The organism is Ruegeria sp. CDSB136, from assembly GCF_059610965.1.
In genome coordinates this window covers 1-18,912 of sequence record NZ_JBXWOP010000001.1, presented here as the reverse complement: position 1 = coordinate 18,912, position 18,912 = coordinate 1, and the positions used below count along the sequence as shown (strand labels likewise).

Genomic DNA, 18,912 nt, shown 5'->3' with positions numbered 1-18,912 from the left:
TCGCGTTCCCTCTGGATGAGCGACCGTCGAGACACAACATTTTTAGGCTGGGACGGCATTTCTTGAAATTTTAGTTCTTGTCGCCTGCTCTAAAATGCGCGAACTTTGACTCGTGCGTCAATAAAAAGCCCAGAAAGGGCCTGCAACTCTACCAACCGGGAGATTCTTGAATGAACGAACAACTCACTCACATGACCAAACAGGTTACAGCCGGCAAGCTGACCCGTCGCGAATTCATGGGGAAAGCAGCGGCATTGGGTGTAACTGCGGCAATGGCCAGCACCATGTTTGCAGATGCCGCGCGTGCGGCAGGCCCGAAAAAGGGCGGTGATCTGAAGTTCGGCCTGCAGGGCGGCGAATCCACGAACTCGCTTGACCCGGCAACCTATGCAAGTTCGGTTCCGTTCCAGAACGGCAAGCAATTCGGAGACCAGCTGGTCGAAGTCGCGCCGGACGGCACGATCGAACCGCGTCTGGCCGAAAGCGTTGAAGGCAGCGCAGATGCCAAGGTCTGGACTTTCAAGCTGCGTCAGGGTGTCGAATTCCACAACGGCAAGACAATGACCAGTGAAGACGTGCTGAAGACCATGCAGCGTCATTCGAACGAAGATTCGAAGTCGGGTGCTCTGGGCATCATGAAAGGCATCGAGTCGATGAAGGCCGATGGCGATAACTTCCAGGTCACGTTGAGCGAGCCGAATGCGGACCTGCCCTATCTGATGGCCGACTACCATCTGATCATTCAGCCGGATGGCGGCATGGACAACCCTGGTGCGGGTATTGGTACCGGCCCTTACAAGCTGGAAGTGGACGAACCGGGTGTCCGTCACCTGTTCACCAAAAATGAAAACCATTGGAACAGCGATTTCGGCAACTTTGACAGCGTCGAAGTCGTTGTTATCAACGATGCAACCGCACGGACGGCTGCGCTGCAATCCGGCCAGGTCCATGCGGTCAACCGTGTTGAACCCAAGGTTGCCGACCTGCTGGGCCGCGCACCGAACCTGACGGTGCACTCGACTGCTGGTCGCGGACATTATGTCTTCATCATGCATTGCGACACGGCGCCGTTTGACAACAACGAACTGCGCACCGCGCTGAAATACGCCATCAACCGCGAGGAACTGGTGGACAAAGTGCTGCGCGGCTATGGCTCGATCGGAAATGACATGCCGATCAACGCAGCCTACCCGCTGTTTGACGAGACCATCGAACAGCGCGAATTCAGTGTTGAAAAAGCTGCTGAGCACTACAAGAAGTCCGGCCATGACGGCTCGCCGATCGTTCTGCGTGTCGCCGACGGTGCCTTCCCGGGTGCTGTGGACGCCGCTGCGCTGTTCCAGCAAACCGCTTCGCAGGCGGGTATTCCGCTGGAAATCAAGCGTGAACCCAACGATGGATACTGGTCCGAGGTTTGGAACGTTCAGCCGTTCTGTGCGTCGTACTGGGGTGGCCGTCCGGTTCAGGATCAGATGTACTCGACCGCATATCTGTCCAGCGCCGACTGGAACGACACGCGGTTCAAGGTTCAGGCGTTCGACGATCTGCTGTTCGCCGCGCGCGCGGAGTTGGACGCCGAGAAGCGCAAGGGCATCTATAGCCAGATGGGTCAAATGGTCCGCAACGAAGGCGGCCTGATCTGTCCGATGTTCAACGACTTTGTCGAAGGCGTGAGCAACCAGCTGGACGGCTGGGAATCTGACCCGACTCAGGAGATGATGAACGGCAACATGTCCCGCAAAATGTGGTTCGTCTGATACGGGCTACGGATAATGCACCCCATCATCAAACTGGTTTCCCAGCGCCTTGCGCTGGGAATCCTTTTGCTGTTCGGCGCTTCGGCCCTGATTTTCGGCCTAACCGAAGCCCTTCCCGGAGACGCCGCGCAAGCCGTCCTGGGGCAGTCCGCAACGCCTGAAGCCCTGGCCAACCTGCGAGAGGAGATGGGCCTGAACCGCCCTGCCCTGACACGCTATTTCGAATGGCTGGGAGGTATCGTTCAGGGTGATCTTGGCCAGTCACTCACCAACAAGCTCGATATTGCCGAGAGCATTGGAAAACGACTTGGGAACACTCTGTTTCTGGCGTGTGTTGCCGCAATCGTGTCCGTCCCGCTTGCGATCTTTCTGGGGCTGCTTGCCGTCCGGTACCGTAACCGCTGGCCGGATAAACTGATTTCCGCGGTGACCCTGACGACAGTTTCCATCCCGGAGTTCCTGATCGGCTACGTTGTCATCTACTATATTTCGGTCAAGCTGGGATGGTTTTCATCACTAGCGATGATCAATGATTCCATGTCCTTCGGGCAAAAGCTGAACGCAATTGCGCTGCCGGCCTTCGTTCTGACGCTAGTGGTATTGGCGCAAATGATGCGCATGACGCGTGCGGCCATTCTGAACCTGATGCAGTCGGCCTATATCGAAACAGCAGAACTGAAGGGGTTGAGCACGTTTCAAGTCATTGCCCGACACGCTTTTCCCAACGCGATTTCGCCGATTGTTAACGTGGTTATGCTGAACCTCGCCTATCTGGTTGTGGGTGTCGTCGTCGTCGAGGTTGTGTTCGTCTATCCCGGCATGGGGCAGTATCTTGTGGACGCCGTGACCAAGCGTGACGTGCCCGTTGTTCTGGCCTGCGGCGTGGTGTTCGCGGCGGTCTATATCGGCCTGAACATGGTTGCGGATATCGTGTCGATCCTTGCCAACCCAAGACTGAGGCATCCGAAATGATAAAGAACATTCCTCTTTCGGCATTGATCGGCCTTATGTTCACCGGCGCGTATTTCTTTGTGGCCATTGCCGCCCCATTGATTGCGCCTTACGGAATGGCTGAAGTCGTCGGCGACGTTTGGGAGCCCGCCAGCGCCGAGCATCTGCTGGGCACCGACAATATTGGACGCGACCTGCTGACCCGGATGATCTATGGCGGTCGGACAACGATCTTCATCGCCGCCGCTGCGACACTGCTCAGCTTCATTACCGGCACGTCTTTGGGACTGTTGGCTGCGGTTCTGGGCGGATGGGCCGATCAGGCGCTCAGCCGGACGGTTGATCTGGTCATGTCTATCCCCACCCTGATCCTGGCGCTGGTCATTCTGGCAATCGTTCCGGTAACCGTCCCGATCCTGATCCTTGTGATGGGCCTGCTGGACGCCACGCGCCCCTATCGCCTGTCACGCTCTGTCGCCGTGGACATCAACGTCATGGACTATGTCGAGGCCGCCAAGCTGCGCGGCGAAGGCCGGGGCTGGATCATCTTTCGGGAAATCCTGCCGAACGCTCTGTCGCCTTTGGTGGCCGAGTTCGGTTTGCGTTTCATCTTTATGGTTCTGTTCATCTCGACCCTTTCGTTCCTGGGTCTTGGCGTCCAGCCGCCGCTGGCGGACTGGGGCGGCATCGTGAAAGAGAACAAGGATGGCATCGTCTATGGCATTGGCGCAGCGCTCTACCCCGCTGTGGCCATCGCAACACTGGCCATCTCGGTCAACCTTGTGGCTGACTGGATTCTGAACCGTACCACATCGCTGAAAGGAGGCCGGGGATGAGTGATACCCTTCTCAAGGTCCGCGACCTCAAAATCGGCGCGACTGTCTACCCGCCGGGCGAAAAGCCTCATGACATCGAAATCGTGCACGGGGTCAGCTTTGACCTCGCGCCCGGCAAGGTGCTGGGCCTGATCGGTGAATCCGGCGCCGGTAAATCCACCATCGGACTGGCGTCGATGGCCTATGGCCGGGGCGGTGTGAAAATCACCGGTGGTGAGGTCTGGGTAAACGGACGAGACATTCTGAAAGCGTCGCATGGCGACATACGCAAGTTGCGGGGGGGTGAGGTCACCTATGTGTCCCAGTCCGCCGCAGCCTCGTTCAACCCGGCCAAGAAGATCATGGATCAGGTGATTGAGGCCGCAGTCGAACAGAAAAAGTTCTCGCGGAAAGTGGCCGAAGGCCGCGCACGGGAGCTGTTTGCCAAGCTGGGTCTGCCTGACCCGGACAATATCGGCGAACGCTACCCGCACCAGGTCTCGGGCGGTCAGTTGCAGCGCTGCATGACAGCCCTGGCGTTGTGTCCCGAGCCTGATCTGGTGGTGTTCGACGAACCCACCACGGCGCTGGACGTTACCACGCAGATCGATGTTCTGATGGCCATCAAGGAAGCCATTGCCGATACCGGCGTTGCCGCGCTCTACATTACGCACGACCTTGCTGTTGTTGCGCAGGTGAGCGACGACATCATGGTTTTGCGAATGGGCAACACTGTCGAATACGGCAATACCGATCAGATCATCAACAACCCGCAAGAGGAATACACCAAGGCGCTGGTCTCGGTCCGCTCCATCGAACACGAAGAAAAGAAGCCCACACCCGAAGCGGTGCTGAGCGTCGACGGCATCACCGCGCGCTACAAGGGTCTGAATTTCGACGTGCTGCACAACGTCAACGTCGAGCTTCATCCGGGGCAGACCTTGGCGGTCGTGGGGGAATCCGGTTCGGGTAAATCGACGCTTGCGCGGGTGATCACTGGCCTGCTGCCGCCGCGCGACGGAGAGATCACCTTCGCCGGTCGCAAGCTGTCGCCCGATTTAAAGGGGCGTTCCCGCGAGGACCTGCGCGAGTTGCAGATGATCTATCAGATGGCCGACGTTGCGATGAACCCCCGTCAAACGGTTGGTACGATCATCGGCCGCCCGTTGGAGTTTTACTTCAACATGCGCGGAGCGGAAAAGCGCAAGCGGATCATCGAATTGCTGGATGAGATCGAACTGGGCGAGAAGTTCATCGACCGCTACCCGGCGGAACTGTCCGGTGGTCAGAAACAGCGTGTGTGTATCGCGCGCTCGCTGGCGGCCAAGCCCAAGATGATCATCTGTGACGAGGTGACCTCGGCACTCGACCCGCTGGTGGCAGACGGGATCCTTAAGCTGCTGCTGGATCTGCAGAAGATCGAGGACGTGGCCTATCTGTTCATCACCCACGATCTGGCGACAGTGCGCGCGATCTCGGATTCGATTGCCGTAATGTACCAGGGCCGCGTGGTCCGGTACGGTCCGAAATCCGAGGTTCTGAGCCCGCCGTTCGACGACTATACCGACCTGCTGCTCAGCTCGGTCCCCGAGATGCATCTGGGCTGGCTGGAAGAGGTCGTCGCCCACCGCAAGATGGAAAGTGCCGGGAACTGATCCCTGCCCTTTCCGTGACTTTTCGGTGAAAACCTGAAATCCCGGCACCTTGTTCAATGACAGGTGTCGGGATTTTGCCATTGGGGGCGCGAACGGGCAGAACCCTGACCGCGAATCCCCTAGGGTCGCCTGAAATATTCAATCAAAAGGCCAATGACATGGACCGCAAACTACTCCTCATCATTCTGGACGGTGTTCCGTGGCGCAATTTCCGGAGACTGTTCGGCAACCTTGAAGGCTGGGTTGACAATGGCGAGGCACGGGTCTGGAAACTGCGCGCGGTTCTGCCATCCACATCGGCCAGTTGCTATGCGTCGATCCATACCGGAGTGACACCGCAAGAGCACGGCTGCACGGGCAACGGAAACGTGTTCCGGCTAAGCCACAAGGACGTCTTCAGCCAGATCCGTGAGGCGAGTGGCGTGACCGGCGCCGTGACCCACAGCTATTGGTCGCAATTCTTCAATCGGCACCCGTTCGATTACGTCCGCGACATCGAATATGATGAGCCGGACAGCAAGACGATCAACCATGGCCGGTTCCACACCATGACCGGCTACGGCAAAGCCAATCAGATGACGCCGTCTGACGTAGACCTATATGCCACTCTGACCAACCTCTGTCTGCGTCATGGGCTGGATTACGGGCTGCTTCATGCCTGTACATTGGACAGCATGGGGCACCGCTTCTACCACGATTGCGAAGAGATGGATCACGCCTGTTTCGTCGCGGACGAAATGCTGGCCCCGTTCATCCCACGTTGGCGGCAACTGGGCTACGAGGTCATCGTGACTGCCGATCACGGTCAGGACGAACGCGGCCACCACGGCGGGCGCAGCCCGCTGCAACAAGAAACGGCGCTGTATTACTTTGGGGACGCAAAGGGGCCTGAAGCCGATCAGGTGATCGACCAGCTACAGCTAGCCCCGACAATCCTTTCCCGTCTGGGCGCCCCCATCGCCGACACAATGAAGGCTAAGGCGTTTCTGAAATAAGGCAGGGGATCAGTCGTACGACCAGATACTTTGTCCCAGCGCCTCGATGGCGACGGAAATTCGCTCAAAGCTGGCTGCTGCGCGTGTGACAGATGTTCGGGCGCGCAGATAGCCGTGAACCAGACCAGGTTCGTTGATCCAACAGGCCTGCCCGCCAGCGGCTATGATCCTTTCACAATATTCTGACCCGTCATCCCGCAAGGGGTCGCAATCAGCGGTTACGACAACGGTTGGTGGGAGCCCGGAAAAGTCAGAATCGTGCAAAGGCGCAAAAGTCGGATCATGATCCGGCACGGAACCGCCGCAGCGGACTTTTTCATAGAACGTCACTTCTTCCTGCGTCAAAAGCGGGGCATGCGCATGTTCGACATAGGACCCCTTTGAGTTGTCCCCACCAAGAGCCGGATAAATCAGGACCTGCCCCAGAACGTCGTCCAGTCGCCCGCGCGCATAGTGTGCAACCGCTGCCGCCAGATTACCCCCGGCGCTGTCGCCAGCCAGTACCACGGGATCGCCGAACTCCTGCGCGGCCCAGGTGACCGCAGTCCAGCTGTCCTGAAACTGCGCCGGGTGCACATGTTCGGGGCAAAGCCGATAGTCGACGGCGACAACGTGGTATCCGGTTTGCGCGCAGATTTCGGCACAGACGTCATCGTGGCTTTCAAGGCCACCAACGACAAATCCGCCGCCGTGAAAATAAACCACGGTGCGGGTGGGATCTCCGGCTGTATAGACTCGGACAGGTACACCGTTAGCGGACCTGTCCTGCGTATTCACGCCCGGCGGCCGGGGTTGGCGAAAGTCCCGACACATCGCGTCATAGACGCGGCGCTGATCGTCAATCGACAACTCAACGGCATCTTCGGGATAGCTTTCAGCCGTTCGTCTTATGAACGCCCAGGTTTCTTCATCGATCAGACGTTCATAATCCATTGTCCCTCCGCGGTCAGGCAGCCCATTCCCATGGCCGGGTGAACGATCCCAGCACTTTGGAAACATCGTCCTCGGATGAGCCGTTCGCGTCAAGCTGTGCGACGAGCCCGCGCTTTTTGTCGTCGATCACGGAAACCACGCGCGCGTCGACGCCCGCCTTCTCGAGCGCACCATTGTAGATTCGGGTAATCGCCTGTTTTCGAAGTTCGGGCTTAAAGACTTTACCCACCGCCGTTTTTGGCAATTCGTCCAGAATTGTCATATGCTTGGGCTGCGCTGCACGCTCATGAACGTGAACCTTGCAGTATTCCAACAGTTCTTCTTCGGTCACGCTGGCCCCGTCGACCAGTTCCACGAAAGCGCACGGCACCTCGCCCGAATGCGCGTCCGGCTGTCCGATCGCGCCGGCAAAGGCGACCGCCTCGTGCCCCAGCAGTGCTTCTTCGATCTCGGCCGGATCGATGTTGTGGCCACCGCGAATAATCAGGTCCTTGGCACGACCTGTGATCCACAGATACCCGTCCTCGTCAAATCGCCCAAGATCACCCGTCCGAAGATACTTGCCGAAATGATAGAGGTTAACGTTCTTGTCCACTTCGGTATAGGTATTGCCCGCGTAGACACCGGGGTTCGAAACACAGATTTCCCCAATCTCGTCTACGTTGCATTCCGTCGGGCCATCCGGCCCGTCGCGCAGAATTTTGACGTCGGTGTATGGGAAAGGAATACCGATCGAGCCGATCTTCTTCTCGCCATCCACCGGATTGCACGACACCAGGCAGGTTGCTTCGGTCAGGCCATAACCTTCGACAATTGTAATGCCGGTCGCTTCCTCGAACCGGCGGAACAGCTCCACCGGCAACGGGGCCGAACCCGAAAAGGCGGTTTTAACGCTTGAGATATCAGCATCCACGGGACGCTGCATCTTGGCGGAAATCGCGGTAGGAACGGTGATGATAAAGGTAACTTTCCAGCGTTCGATCAGTTTCCAGAAATTGTCGAACACTCCGTCGCCCCGATACCCTGCAGGCGTCGGGAAAATCACATGTGCGCCAGAGGACACCGCCGCCATCATGATCACATGCACAGCAAAGACATGGAACATGGGCAACGGGCACATGATGACGTCGTTTTCATCGAACAACAGCGTGTTGCCCAGCCAGCCATTGTAAATCAGACCGGAATATTTGTGCTGCGCGACCTTTGGCATACCGGTTGTCCCTCCGGTATGGAAGAAACAGGCGACGCGGTCTTCCTTGCTGTCTTCAAAGGTCAGTGTTGTCGGCTGTTTGGCCAGCTCCCGTCCGAAATCCTTGTAGTCCGCATGGGCAAGGTGCTCCTTGTCGCCCATTTTGGGACGCAGGAACGGCACCAGCCATGATTTCGGAGGCGTGAGATAGCGGTTCAGATCAATTTCGAGAATGGTGTTGACGCTTGGCGCGTGCCGTACGGCTTCTTCCACTTTCTGCGCGACATCCGCCTTGGGGAATGACTTCAACGTGACGACAACCTTGGCACCTGTCTCCCGCAGGATGGCCGCGATCTGCTCCGGCTCCAGCAACGGGTTGATCGGATTCACGATACCCGCGACCGCCCCACCCATCAGAGTGACCAGCGTTTCGTTACAGTTGGGCAGCACATAGGCCACCACGTCCTTTTCCCCGATGCCAAGCGAACGGAACAGATTGGCCGCCTGATTAACCTTGCCCAGCAGTTCTGACCAGGTCAGGGTCTCCGCCTTGTCCTTCGGGCCAGACAACAACTGAAAGCTGATTGCCTTGTGGTTGGGAAAACGCCCGGCCGTACGCGACAGCAACTGATGGAAGGTAACCGGAACGTCGCGGTCCTCCCACGGCATCTCCTGCTCCATTCTCGCCTTGTCTTCCAATCCCACAAAGGCCATGTGGCTCCTCCCTTATCTCTCCCACGTCACGCGCGGGTTTGCTTTGCATGCAAGGATGCGGCCAAAACCGAGCGTTATCAAGCAACGGCTTATCGAGAGATACAGAAGATTTGTAGAATTACGCCACGGCGAAATCGGAATTGCCCATACGTCAGGCTATTCCGCAGCGACGCCATCCGTGAATTGCAGGCGCGCCAAACGTGCATAGAGGCCATCCTGCGCCACCAGATCCTCATGCGTGCCCTGCGCCACGATCCGGCCGCTTTCCAGCACAACGATGCGATCGGCCTTTTTTACTGTGGCCAGACGGTGCGCAACGATCAGCGTGGTCCGCCCCACGCGCATCTGATCCACCGCGCCCTGCACCGCCCGTTCGCTTTCGGCATCCAGCGCCGAGGTCGCCTCGTCCAGCAGCAGAACCGGCGCGTCCCGCAGGATTGCGCGCGCGATCGCGATACGCTGTTTCTGCCCGCCCGACAGCATGACGCCGCGTTCGCCGACAAAACTGTCATAGCCTTCCGGCAGCGCCGATATGAAGTCATGCGCGGCGGCGGCACGTGCGGCGGCCTCGACCTCGGCATCGGTTGCGTCAAGACGGCCAAAGCGGATGTTTTCCCGCGCAGAAGCTGCAAAGATCACCGGATCCTGAGGCACCAGCGCCATGTGCTGGCGGAAATCGGCACGGCTCAGATCGCGCAGGTTCACCCCGCCGAGGCTGACATAACCTCCGTCAGGGTCATAGAACCGCTGGATCATCTGGATCACGGTTGTCTTGCCTGCCCCGGACGGACCAACGAAAGCAACCGTTTCGCCCGGTTTGACCTGCAACGTCAGGTGGTCCAGCGCCACGATGTCCGGGCGCGCCGGATAGCGGAAAGTCACGTCTTCGAACCGGATTTCGCCCCGTACAGGCTGTGGCAGTGTATGGCCCTGCGCCGGATCGATCACGGTGTCTTCAGCGTTCAGCAGTTCAACCAGCCGTTCGGTTGCGCCTGCGGCGCGCTGAAGCTCGCTCCAGATTTCCGAAAGGGCGGCCACCGAGCCTGCCATGATAATCGAATAGATCACGAACTGAATCAGAACACCTTCGGTCATGACACCGTTCCGCACATCATTTGCACCCATCCACAACACGCCGACGATGCCTGAAAACACAAGGAAGATAACGATGACGGTCAACACCGCACGGGTCTGAATTCGGCGCAGCGAAACCACGTACGAAGTCTCGATCATGTCACCGAACTGCTTGCGGCTGGCGTCTTCGTGGGTAAAGGCCTGCACGGTCTGAACGGCGCCCAGCGCCTCACCCGCGTTGCCTGACGAAGCGGCGATCCAGTCCTGATTCTCGCGGCTGATCACGCGCAGGCGGCGGCCCAGAACGAGGATCGGAACGACCACGATCGGGATCAGCAGCAAAACCATGCCGGTCAGCTTGGCCGAGGTCAGCAGCATCAGCACCAGACCACCGAAAAACAGCAGCATGTTGCGCAGCGCAATCGAGACCGACGACCCCAACACAGATTGAATCAAGGTTGTGTCTGTGGTGATGCGGCTCAGAACTTCGCCGGTCATGATGCGTTCATAAAATTCCGGGCTCATGCCGATCACACGGTCAAACACCGCCTTGCGGATATCGGCAACCACACGCTCACCCAGCCGCGTCACCAGAGCATAACGAACCCCGGTTCCGACCGCCAACACCGCCGCGATGCCTAGTGCGGCCAGAAAATACCAATCGAGCAGCTCACCGTCTTCTATGCGGAAATTGTCCACCACCCGACGCACCGCCAGCGGCAGTGTCAGCGTCATGCTCGCGGTCAGCACCAACGCCAGAGTGGCCCCGATCATCAGCAACCGATACGGCTTCATGAACGGCCAGAGAGATGTCAGTACCCCAACCTTTCTCGATCCCTTACGCTCTTCGCTGGCACCGGGGGCCGGTGTTGTTGCTGGACTGGCGGTCGTGCTTCTTGCCATGTCTGGCCCTTGTGTCTTGATCGGTTTTGAGTGACCGCTTTCTTGGCGGCAGTGACCGGCAGGGTCAAGCCGCATGGCAAAATCAGCGGTCCACAAGGGCCATTTGACGCAGAGTTTTCGGGGCTGATCTGGAGCGGGCGGCGCGCACCATGTTGCTGTTGCAACATGTCGCAAACTGTCCGACCCAGCCAAGCCCTGTTGCAAAATGCAACCGGCGACTGTAGCAGAGTGTTGCAGAGTGTTGCAAAACAACGCAGCGCAATTGTGGGGCAAAATGTGGGGCAGTTATGGCAAGAGGCATAAACCGACTATCGGCGGCGCAGGTAAAAAATACCGCGCCCGGTTCAGTGATTCAGGACGGAGGCGGCCTGTCATTGAAAAGATCGCAAAACGGCGGTCGCTGGTTCTATCGGTTCCAGATCAAGGGCAAACGCCGGGATATGGGCTTGGGCTCATATCCAGACATGTCACTTTCTGATGCTCGAAAGGAGAGATTGAAGTGGGCCGCTTTCGCTGAACGCGGGGAAGATCCTATTGCGGAACGTGAGCGCCAGCGCCTTGAAGCTGAGAACAGCCAGAACGATCCAACATTCGCAGAAATGGCGAAAGTGGTATTCGAGGGGCGCAAGGAGCGGCTGCGCGGGGATGGCAAGCGTGGTCAGTGGTACTCGCCATTAAAGAACCACATCATTCCGAAGATCGGAAAGCGCAGGATTAGCACACTGCACCATCGAGATATTCACGACGCCCTCAAGCCGATCTGGCGCACCAAGCACGAAACGGCAGACAAGGCGATGTACCGGACGCGCATGGTCCTGAGACAAGCAAAGCTTATGGGCTACGATGCGGAGCCGTTCATATGTGACGCGGCCCGACACATGCTGGGCTATGTCGAGCGGGTTCAAAAGCCCCTACCCGCGACACCATGGCAAGAGATCCCTGATCTTTATGCGCGGCTGGACAAGGAACACCCCTCTTACCTGGCTCTGCGCTTTACGATCCTGACGGCTGCGCGCGGGATGCCGGTTCGCGGGGCTCAGTTCCATGAAATAGACGGTGATGTGTGGACGGTGCCCAAGGAGCGCATGAAAGGAGAAAGAGCCAAGGTCAAAGATTTCCGCATACCTTTATCGACCGAGGCCATGAATGTGGTCGAGATATGCCGCGAACTGCGCCGCAACAGTTACCTTTTCCCCAGCCCCAAAACCGACAAGGGCGTCAGTGACGTTGCTATGGCAAAGGTGTTAAAGCACCTGAATGAAGAGGGCCGGATACACGGCTTCCGGTCGTCGTTCAGGATGTGGATTCAGGATAATGAAACGGCCAGCTTCGAGGTCGCGGAAACGGCACTAGCCCACGCTATTGGCAACAAGGTCGAGCGGGCCTATGCGCGTTCAGATCTGCTCGAAAAGCGCCGCATCCTCATGCAGAAATGGGCCGATTTCGTCACCCAGGCGGAAAGCAAGATTGTGCAGATTCGCGGCTAGATCGGCGGCGGCTCGGTCCGTTTTCGACACAACGATTGTGCACTCTGGGGACTAGACCTAAAACTAAGCATATTTTCAACTGCAGCTTCACACCAATTGCGGACGTTCGAAAAAATTTGGGCTGTGACCGAATTGCGGACAAATTAGCCGTTCGCTACCGCGCGGCACTGGGCAGTAATACTGTAAGACTAAATGAAAACCGCTTCGCCGTTTGCACTAGTGACTTTTCTACGATGCGTAGTTGGTATGTAACTCACAGGTCAGGTCTTTTGTGAAGAGCTAGAAGCGTTGGTACAAGGCTCTTCTTCGGGATCAGCTGCCGAAAGCCTCTCACCACCACTAGCGAGTTCTTCGTTCGTTGCGGCATAGTCGGGTGACCCAATTGGTGGATAGGAGAGCCGATCCTCCATTTTAGCTTCGTCCGGACTGGAAAAGCTAGGGAAAGGCAGGCGGTTACTTCGCCGCCACTTGTCAACTTCATCGCCGGCCTTTGTGCTTTTTTCAGTATCGAGCCCGGCATCGCGGCTTAGATAGAGTGTGCTAGAAGGAAAAGCGAAACTTGTACCGGAATCTTCCACGATGTCCTTTATGCGTAGCATCACATCCTCACGGACAGCGTAAAAATCATTCCATTCCCGCGTGCGTGCGTAGATCCGGATATGGATGTCTAGCGAACTTGCACCGTAGCCGTAGAACCGCACGCGGATCGTATCGTTGTCGATCCTTGGGTGCCCGAGGAACATTTCGCGGATCTTAGCTAGGACATAGCGCAGCTGGTCAGCGCCAGTCTCGTAGCGCAAGCCGATCACGTGATCGATCATCATTTGGTCACATTCGGCCCAGTTTATCAGCTCCATGTCAGCAAATTGAGCATTTGGGATTGTGATAAGTGTCCTATCTAGCGCACGAATCTGCGTCGAGCGTACACCAATCGTCTCGACTGTTCCGCTCCTATCACCGAATGAGCAAAAATCACCAACGCGGATTGGCCGGTCTATGTAAAGAATGAAACCACCAATCAGGTTCTCAAGTGTCGGACGTACTGCCAACGCGACTGCGATTCCGCCGATGCCCAAACCGGCCATGACACTTAGTACTGGAAGCCCGAGAGCGTCAGCTCCGAAAGCGAGGACGATGATCGCAGCGACTGCGCCAATAACTCGACCGATCAGTCGAAGCATGTTTCTGTCTATGCTTTCTTGTTCGCTATTTACACGCTGCATGAACCCTTGCGTCGCAGCAATAACTAAAAGCCAGACGATGTATGCTAGCGCAACGTAGGTGACAAAGGTTTGAACTAAACTAACAAGCGACGATAGGCGCCCGACTACCAACAATTGGTTCTCAAAAAATCGAGCTAGAGAACTGGCCGCAATTATCACTACGACTGGAGATAGAATTTGCAGCAGGGTATCGGAGAACACGCTTTTGGTGGAATAATTACGTGTCACCTTATGCCAGAGTATCAGTGCAGATGAGACTAACAGTATGGCAATCAGACCGATCAATACCTTCCAATATGGTGTATCTAAAATACTTTTAGTAAGTGCTGAAGGGACGTTTCTCTGCAACCAGCCAGGTATCATCGGTCCCGTGCCCTGCAATAATTCCCTGCGCCAGTCGTTTATGCGGACTTCTGGCTTTGTTGGAAAATGAATTACTGAGCTGTGGATCCGAGGCGCAACCTGCACCGTGTCCGGGCTAAATAGAAACTCGAGTTCACGCGGCCCATCCATCATTTGAACAATTTTCAAAGGAGTGCCCGGAATTCGATAGATCCCTCGACCGTTGCTGTCAAAGGAGTCAACACCAGGCACATCCGATAACTCCGGCAGCGGCACTCGAGCAATAATGTTCAATAGATAACTGACGGTCTCGATACTGGAAATTTGCTGTGCTGCGGGCGGAACTTTGGAAAGGTCGACTAACGAAGACAGGTCGCTTACCAATTCCCTAACACGTTTTCCGTTCGCTCGATTTCGTTGATTTCGATAGACTTCGACGGCTTCCTCGAGGGAAGTTCGCAGCGTTAGTAGCTTTCTGAGTGTGGCGCGTGGGCTCTCGTTGTTAAGAGCAGCCAGACTCAACGCTGCCGATTCATCTAATTGCTCCTGAGCAATCACTCTAGAATTTGAGATAAATGCCAAAACTACCGACAGCGCAATCAGCATAAGCCAAAAGCGTCTTGCATGCATTGTTGCGCTTATGTAGCTCCTAATAGCAGTCCCCTTGTTTGTACCCTGAGGTAAGCTCGCCTTTAATCACTGTATAGCGCGATATCTCAGATCCGACGCAAAGGTAGTTCGGATCGGCCTTTTGTCCATCAGGACAGTTGAAAGGGTAACTGTTGTACAAGTTGGAAGCTGTCTTAATTCAGCTAGAAAAATCTGAACTAGATCGGTGCTGGTTTTTTTCCGACTTTCAATCACAGCCAGAAGTTAGTGACTTTGAAATTCCAAGACGCTCACGATCTGGCCAAGTTGCATGGTCTCCCAAAGAACGCGTATCTCATCGTCGAGAAATTCCGAGACGAGACGTTGGCTAAAATCGGTCTGGAGCCCGAATTTATAGCGGTCACCAACTTAATTATTTGAATTGCGGCTTTGGGCTCCATGCAGTCGTTCGCCATACTCCGCGTGAACGACTGCTATGCGGACGAAGCCGCCATTAGCTGCACTGCGGCGCCCGAAGGCCTTGTGAGGGTTTGCTTTCTGTTCGAAACTGGTTTGCATAGTAGTTGTACAATGTGACTGGAAGGTCCGCTTTTGGACCTGAACTGTAAGCTGAAACAGCAGCAGGAATGTTGTTCCAAGCCCAGTTTGCAGGATCAGAGCGCGACAGTGCCTGAGTGGTTGGGTGCGTATGTTGTGGAAGCGCCTGCGCATCCATCGCCTGGGGGAACGGAACTCGTAGGTCCACCCGGTCAACTATAGGAGCCACGAACCTTCTAGTCGTCTAAGTCTGTCGCTTCAGCCTTTCGGAATACTATCAACGTCACAAACAGCCCACCAATGAGCAACATGTGAGCCGCTGCGGTAACGCCGAAAACGAAGTAGCTTCCAACTATGAGCGAGAAAATCGCACTCCACATCCAAGCCAACATTTGCATCAAAAAATGTGCAGTAGACAAAGATTGGTTCTTAAGTGGGTTTTTGGTTTCATCCATTACCGAAGCCCATGCCGATTTTATGTTGAAACTACTATCCATGGTTTTTCTCCCAGATCTAACTGAAACCAAACCCACAGACCCGAAAAAATAAACTTAGTAGGCGCTCCGCCATTTGGCAAAACGATAAGGCGAAACGCCGGTCGTCCGTGGTTGGTAGTAATTAAAATACGTACACATTGCTCCACTGGACCAAAAAAACCCGCGCTGCCAGTTCTAGAGGGCACGAGGCAACACGGCTGTGTGCGGTAGTAAACAAATACGTAGGTTCCCTGGGCCAGAAAAAAACCTGCGCTACCGAGGGGGTCATCAGAAGTGGAATTTCCTAATTTTACCCGTGAAAACAAAAAGGCCCACGTTCCGTAAACAATCAATTTTTTTTGTTCCTTAAATGGAAGCAAAATCAGTTGGAACCGGTCTTTAAGTACATTTGGTCCTATCAACGTCATACCCAGCGGTGGGAGTGCTGGGCTGTATCAGGAAATGGGCACTTCTAATCAGAGATTAAATTCGGTTGAGTGATAGTCTGCCAGCGATCGCGGAGACTATCACAACAGCTTTGTATGACCCGGGATAAAAATCGCGCAGGTCCCACATCCTATTACCGACCGCGATCGCCACCACGATTGGAGACTTGGCCGTCAGCAAGACCAACGGCACTAGCGCTGCCTTCATTGCCCCAGCCGCCGGTTCCACCACCGCTTACAACGGAGGCTGTACCTCTGCCTTTACCGCCAAGGTCCCGGCCCAATGTTGCACCACCACCCGACACTGCTGCTGCCATCGACTGCGCGAGATCACTATTTCCGTTTCCAGTATTTCCCTGCCCTGGCCCAGCGAATGCAACAGGCGCAGTCAGCAGCATCGAGACAGTTGCACCGACAAAAAACTTAGTCATGTTACTCACTCCCTTTATACTTGAGTAATAATGTTACGTGAGTGCTTGGCGATCAGATCAATCCTTGTCCTTATGATCTCGCCTTGCGCGCGCATTATTGTCCAAAAGTCAAAGTCCGCTTTCTCAAAGCGGACGCTCGGCAAATTTGACTGATCGTCTGCTCTGCGGACGGAGCTGCCGTTTGGTGTTGGTGACCTCATGTCCGCTTTCGCGGTATCTCAGGTGACTATGATCCTGCGCGACTGTCAGATTTGACATTGGCCAATGCAGCCCAGTTCTTTGCTATAGTTTAAAATTAACGACTTTTCCGACGCGGGATACAAAACGAGAAATGCCAGAGAACATGCATCTTAGTCTTCATAAAGCATTAGGGTATTTGATTGGTGGACTCTGGACAAGTTGGGGCGGACGTACGCGAATAGAAGCCAAGCAACTCCGCAACCTGCGGCGCCTCGTGGGCAAGGCGCGTGGTGACTCACCTCTGTTTCGCCAGCTATACGCAGAGCTGCCACCAACTGCCGAGATCGAACTTCACGACTTACCGGTGACCCATAAGCCCGAACTCATGGCTGAGTTCGACGACTGGCTGACAATCCGCTCTCTTCCACTCGACAAGGCCCGCGAACATCTGCGGGACCTGCGCAAGGTTGGTGTGCCTATCGACAATGTCGCCGTTTTTCAGACCTCCGGGACTTCGGGCGAACCTGCCGTCATCGTCTTGTCTGAATCGTTTGTGGAATATGCCTATGGCATCATGCTGGCACGCTTCGAACGATATCATCGGAAGCTTGTGCGAGACGTCCGAAAACTTGGCGACAGGGTGACGATTACAGGCGGAAACGGCCATTTTGCCGGAAACGGTTTCAACAAACTAGTGCAACGTTTGAACCCCCGGCTTGCCAAGGGCTTTGGTGTCACCTTTGTCGAGGCTGAACAGCCAATTGGTCAGCTTGTCAAAAGACTGAATGCGATTGGGAACATCGCTTGGATCGTGACGTACCCCAGCATGCTGGCCATTCTAGTCCAGGAAAAAGAGGCCAGGCGGCTGCGGATCGAACCGGCGTTCATTACCACAGGAGGCGAGACACTCACCGACGATCTCCGCGAACGAGTCGGGCGAGCCTTTCCGTCGCTGAAATACGGCATTGCCGATCCCTATGGGTGCACCGAGTGCTTGGCGCTTTCGTTCGAGTGTAGCCACGGGAGGAAACACGTGAATGAAGATTGGGTTATCCTCGAAGCGGTCGACGAAGCAATGCAACCCGTTCCCGACGGAACGTTGTCTGCGACCGCTCTGCTGACCGTGCTCGCTAACGACGTTCAGCCCTTCATCCGCTATGATTTGGGTGACTGTATTCGGTTTGACCAGGATGCTTGCCCCTGTGGATCGCCGTTTCGCAGTTTGCAGGTCGAAGGACGCCAAGCGACGTTGGTTCGCGTAGGCGAGGTGACCCTGTCGCCACTGATTTTCGATTTTGAGCACGACCAAGCCCAGCGCATCCAGTTGATCCAGACTGGCGAATTCGATTTCGAGCTGCGCGTGCAACTGGCAACGGGTGCGGCGGCGGGGCTTGTTCTAGAGGACGTCATCGGGTCGGTGAAGAAAGTATTTCGCGACAACGGCCTAGATGACGTCACAGTTCGAGCAAGCAAAGGACCTCCCGAATTCACCGCAAGCGGCAAATTCCACGAAGTTGTGCCTTTGCGAAACTCTAGGTCACCTTCATGAGATAAACCGGCAGTCGCCAGTAAATCTCTGAGAAAGTGTGTTCTTGGCTTTCCTCTTCCAACTACGCGGGGTTCTTCCCTTCGTCAAAGCCGACATTCGCCGCGACGCAAAAGACAAGTAAATTGGGCTCAACGCGGTCTTTCGCTGCAGTTGGCATGAACGACCACTATGCGGACGAAGGAGCCATTGCCTCCAGCCGCGCGCCTTATCTGTCAGGCATCGAGAAAACCCCGGAGCGCCTGGATAAACACATCGAATGTTGGGTGGCCAGGGACAGGCAGGTGGTTCGCGCTTTCCAACACCAACAGCTCCGAGCCGGGAATGCCTGCAGCAAGTTTCTTCGCCTGCACCAAGGGATGTATTGAATCGTTACGACCTTGAATGATCAGAGTCGGGCATTCGACATTCTTCAATACATCGATGATTGATGCATTGTTGGACCGGTCGCGGTGATCGAGCATGAATTTCTGAGAGGCGCTTTCCTGCATTAGTCCCACCATTTGCCGCACGCCTTCGGCCGGACCCTCGGGAAAATAGGCCGTGAGAAAGGCAGTGGCGATCCCGCCTTTATGCTGGTCCCAACCTGCCTCCATCATAGCCTTCAAGACCTCGGGCTGGCCTTGCGCCTCACGAATCCCGCGGCCCT

General features: G+C 56.0%; 14 protein-coding genes. 7 read left to right on the top strand and 7 right to left on the bottom strand.

Going from position 1 to position 18,912, the window contains the following annotated elements:
- The first annotated feature begins 170 nt into the window (after positions 1 to 170).
- From AC2FIR_RS00070 to AC2FIR_RS00050, 5 genes are all read left to right on the top strand, one after another.
- Positions 171 to 1,757 (top strand): ABC transporter substrate-binding protein, encoded by a 1,587-nt coding sequence (locus AC2FIR_RS00070; RefSeq protein ID WP_170609826.1) that lies wholly within the window; start codon positions 171 to 173, stop codon positions 1,755 to 1,757.
- 15 nt (positions 1,758 to 1,772) lie between these two features.
- Complete coding sequence (locus AC2FIR_RS00065; protein WP_170609824.1) at positions 1,773 to 2,729, top strand: ABC transporter permease; 957 nt, start codon at positions 1,773 to 1,775, stop codon at positions 2,727 to 2,729.
- Complete coding sequence (locus AC2FIR_RS00060) at positions 2,729 to 3,544, top strand: ABC transporter permease (RefSeq protein ID WP_170610901.1); 816 nt, start codon at positions 2,729 to 2,731, stop codon at positions 3,542 to 3,544. The genes AC2FIR_RS00065 and AC2FIR_RS00060 overlap by 1 nt, the downstream gene beginning before the upstream one ends.
- Positions 3,541 to 5,178 (top strand): ABC transporter ATP-binding protein, encoded by a 1,638-nt coding sequence (locus tag AC2FIR_RS00055; RefSeq protein WP_170609822.1) that lies wholly within the window; start codon positions 3,541 to 3,543, stop codon positions 5,176 to 5,178. The genes AC2FIR_RS00060 and AC2FIR_RS00055 overlap by 4 nt, the downstream gene beginning before the upstream one ends.
- A 158-nt stretch (positions 5,179 to 5,336) precedes the next feature.
- Positions 5,337 to 6,173, top strand: coding sequence for an alkaline phosphatase family protein (locus tag AC2FIR_RS00050; protein ID WP_496745570.1), 837 nt, complete (start codon positions 5,337 to 5,339; stop codon positions 6,171 to 6,173).
- A 9-nt stretch (positions 6,174 to 6,182) separates the two neighbouring features.
- On the opposite strand, the gene AC2FIR_RS00045 is transcribed toward AC2FIR_RS00050, so the two are convergent.
- The 3 genes from AC2FIR_RS00045 to AC2FIR_RS00035 form a co-directional block, all read right to left on the bottom strand.
- Positions 6,183 to 7,106 carry an alpha/beta hydrolase gene (locus AC2FIR_RS00045; RefSeq protein ID WP_496745572.1) on the bottom strand — a complete coding sequence of 308 codons (924 nt, stop codon included), beginning with the start codon at positions 7,104 to 7,106 and terminating at the stop codon, positions 6,183 to 6,185.
- 13 nt (positions 7,107 to 7,119) lie between these two features.
- The gene (locus tag AC2FIR_RS00040) at positions 7,120 to 9,009 is read right to left on the bottom strand and encodes an acyl-CoA synthetase (RefSeq protein ID WP_496745574.1); all 1,890 of its coding nucleotides are present in this window, start codon (positions 9,007 to 9,009) and stop codon (positions 7,120 to 7,122) included.
- Between the two features lie 156 nt (positions 9,010 to 9,165).
- Positions 9,166 to 10,986: an ABC transporter transmembrane domain-containing protein gene (locus AC2FIR_RS00035; RefSeq protein ID WP_496745575.1), complete on the bottom strand. Its 1,821-nt coding sequence runs from the start codon at positions 10,984 to 10,986 to the stop codon at positions 9,166 to 9,168.
- 287 nt (positions 10,987 to 11,273) lie between these two features.
- Here AC2FIR_RS00035 and AC2FIR_RS00030 point away from each other — a divergent pair, with 287 nt between their 5' ends.
- Positions 11,274 to 12,473: a tyrosine-type recombinase/integrase gene (locus AC2FIR_RS00030; protein ID WP_496761777.1), complete on the top strand. Its 1,200-nt coding sequence runs from the start codon at positions 11,274 to 11,276 to the stop codon at positions 12,471 to 12,473.
- A 260-nt stretch (positions 12,474 to 12,733) separates the two neighbouring features.
- Here AC2FIR_RS00030 and AC2FIR_RS00025 read toward each other — a convergent pair whose 3' ends face one another.
- The 3 genes from AC2FIR_RS00025 to AC2FIR_RS00015 all read right to left on the bottom strand — a co-directional run bounded on the left by AC2FIR_RS00025 (position 12,734) and on the right by AC2FIR_RS00015 (position 16,537).
- A complete protein-coding gene (locus AC2FIR_RS00025) occupies positions 12,734 to 14,644 on the bottom strand; it encodes a mechanosensitive ion channel family protein (RefSeq protein WP_496761775.1) in 1,911 nt (636 codons plus the stop codon).
- A 776-nt stretch (positions 14,645 to 15,420) separates the two neighbouring features.
- A complete protein-coding gene (locus tag AC2FIR_RS00020; protein ID WP_170615119.1) occupies positions 15,421 to 15,681 on the bottom strand; it encodes a hypothetical protein in 261 nt (86 codons plus the stop codon).
- 559 nt (positions 15,682 to 16,240) lie between these two features.
- Positions 16,241 to 16,537, bottom strand: a complete 297-nt coding sequence (locus tag AC2FIR_RS00015) for a hypothetical protein (protein ID WP_170615118.1) — start codon at positions 16,535 to 16,537, stop codon at positions 16,241 to 16,243.
- 331 nt (positions 16,538 to 16,868) lie between these two features.
- Here AC2FIR_RS00015 and AC2FIR_RS00010 point away from each other — a divergent pair, with 331 nt between their 5' ends.
- A complete protein-coding gene (locus tag AC2FIR_RS00010) occupies positions 16,869 to 18,266 on the top strand; it encodes a phenylacetate--CoA ligase family protein (RefSeq protein WP_496761773.1) in 1,398 nt (465 codons plus the stop codon).
- Between the two features lie 212 nt (positions 18,267 to 18,478).
- Here the strand turns inward: AC2FIR_RS00010 and AC2FIR_RS00005 are convergent.
- The coding region (locus AC2FIR_RS00005; RefSeq protein WP_496761770.1) for an alpha/beta fold hydrolase at positions 18,479 to 18,912 on the bottom strand (434 nt) is incomplete at its 5' end.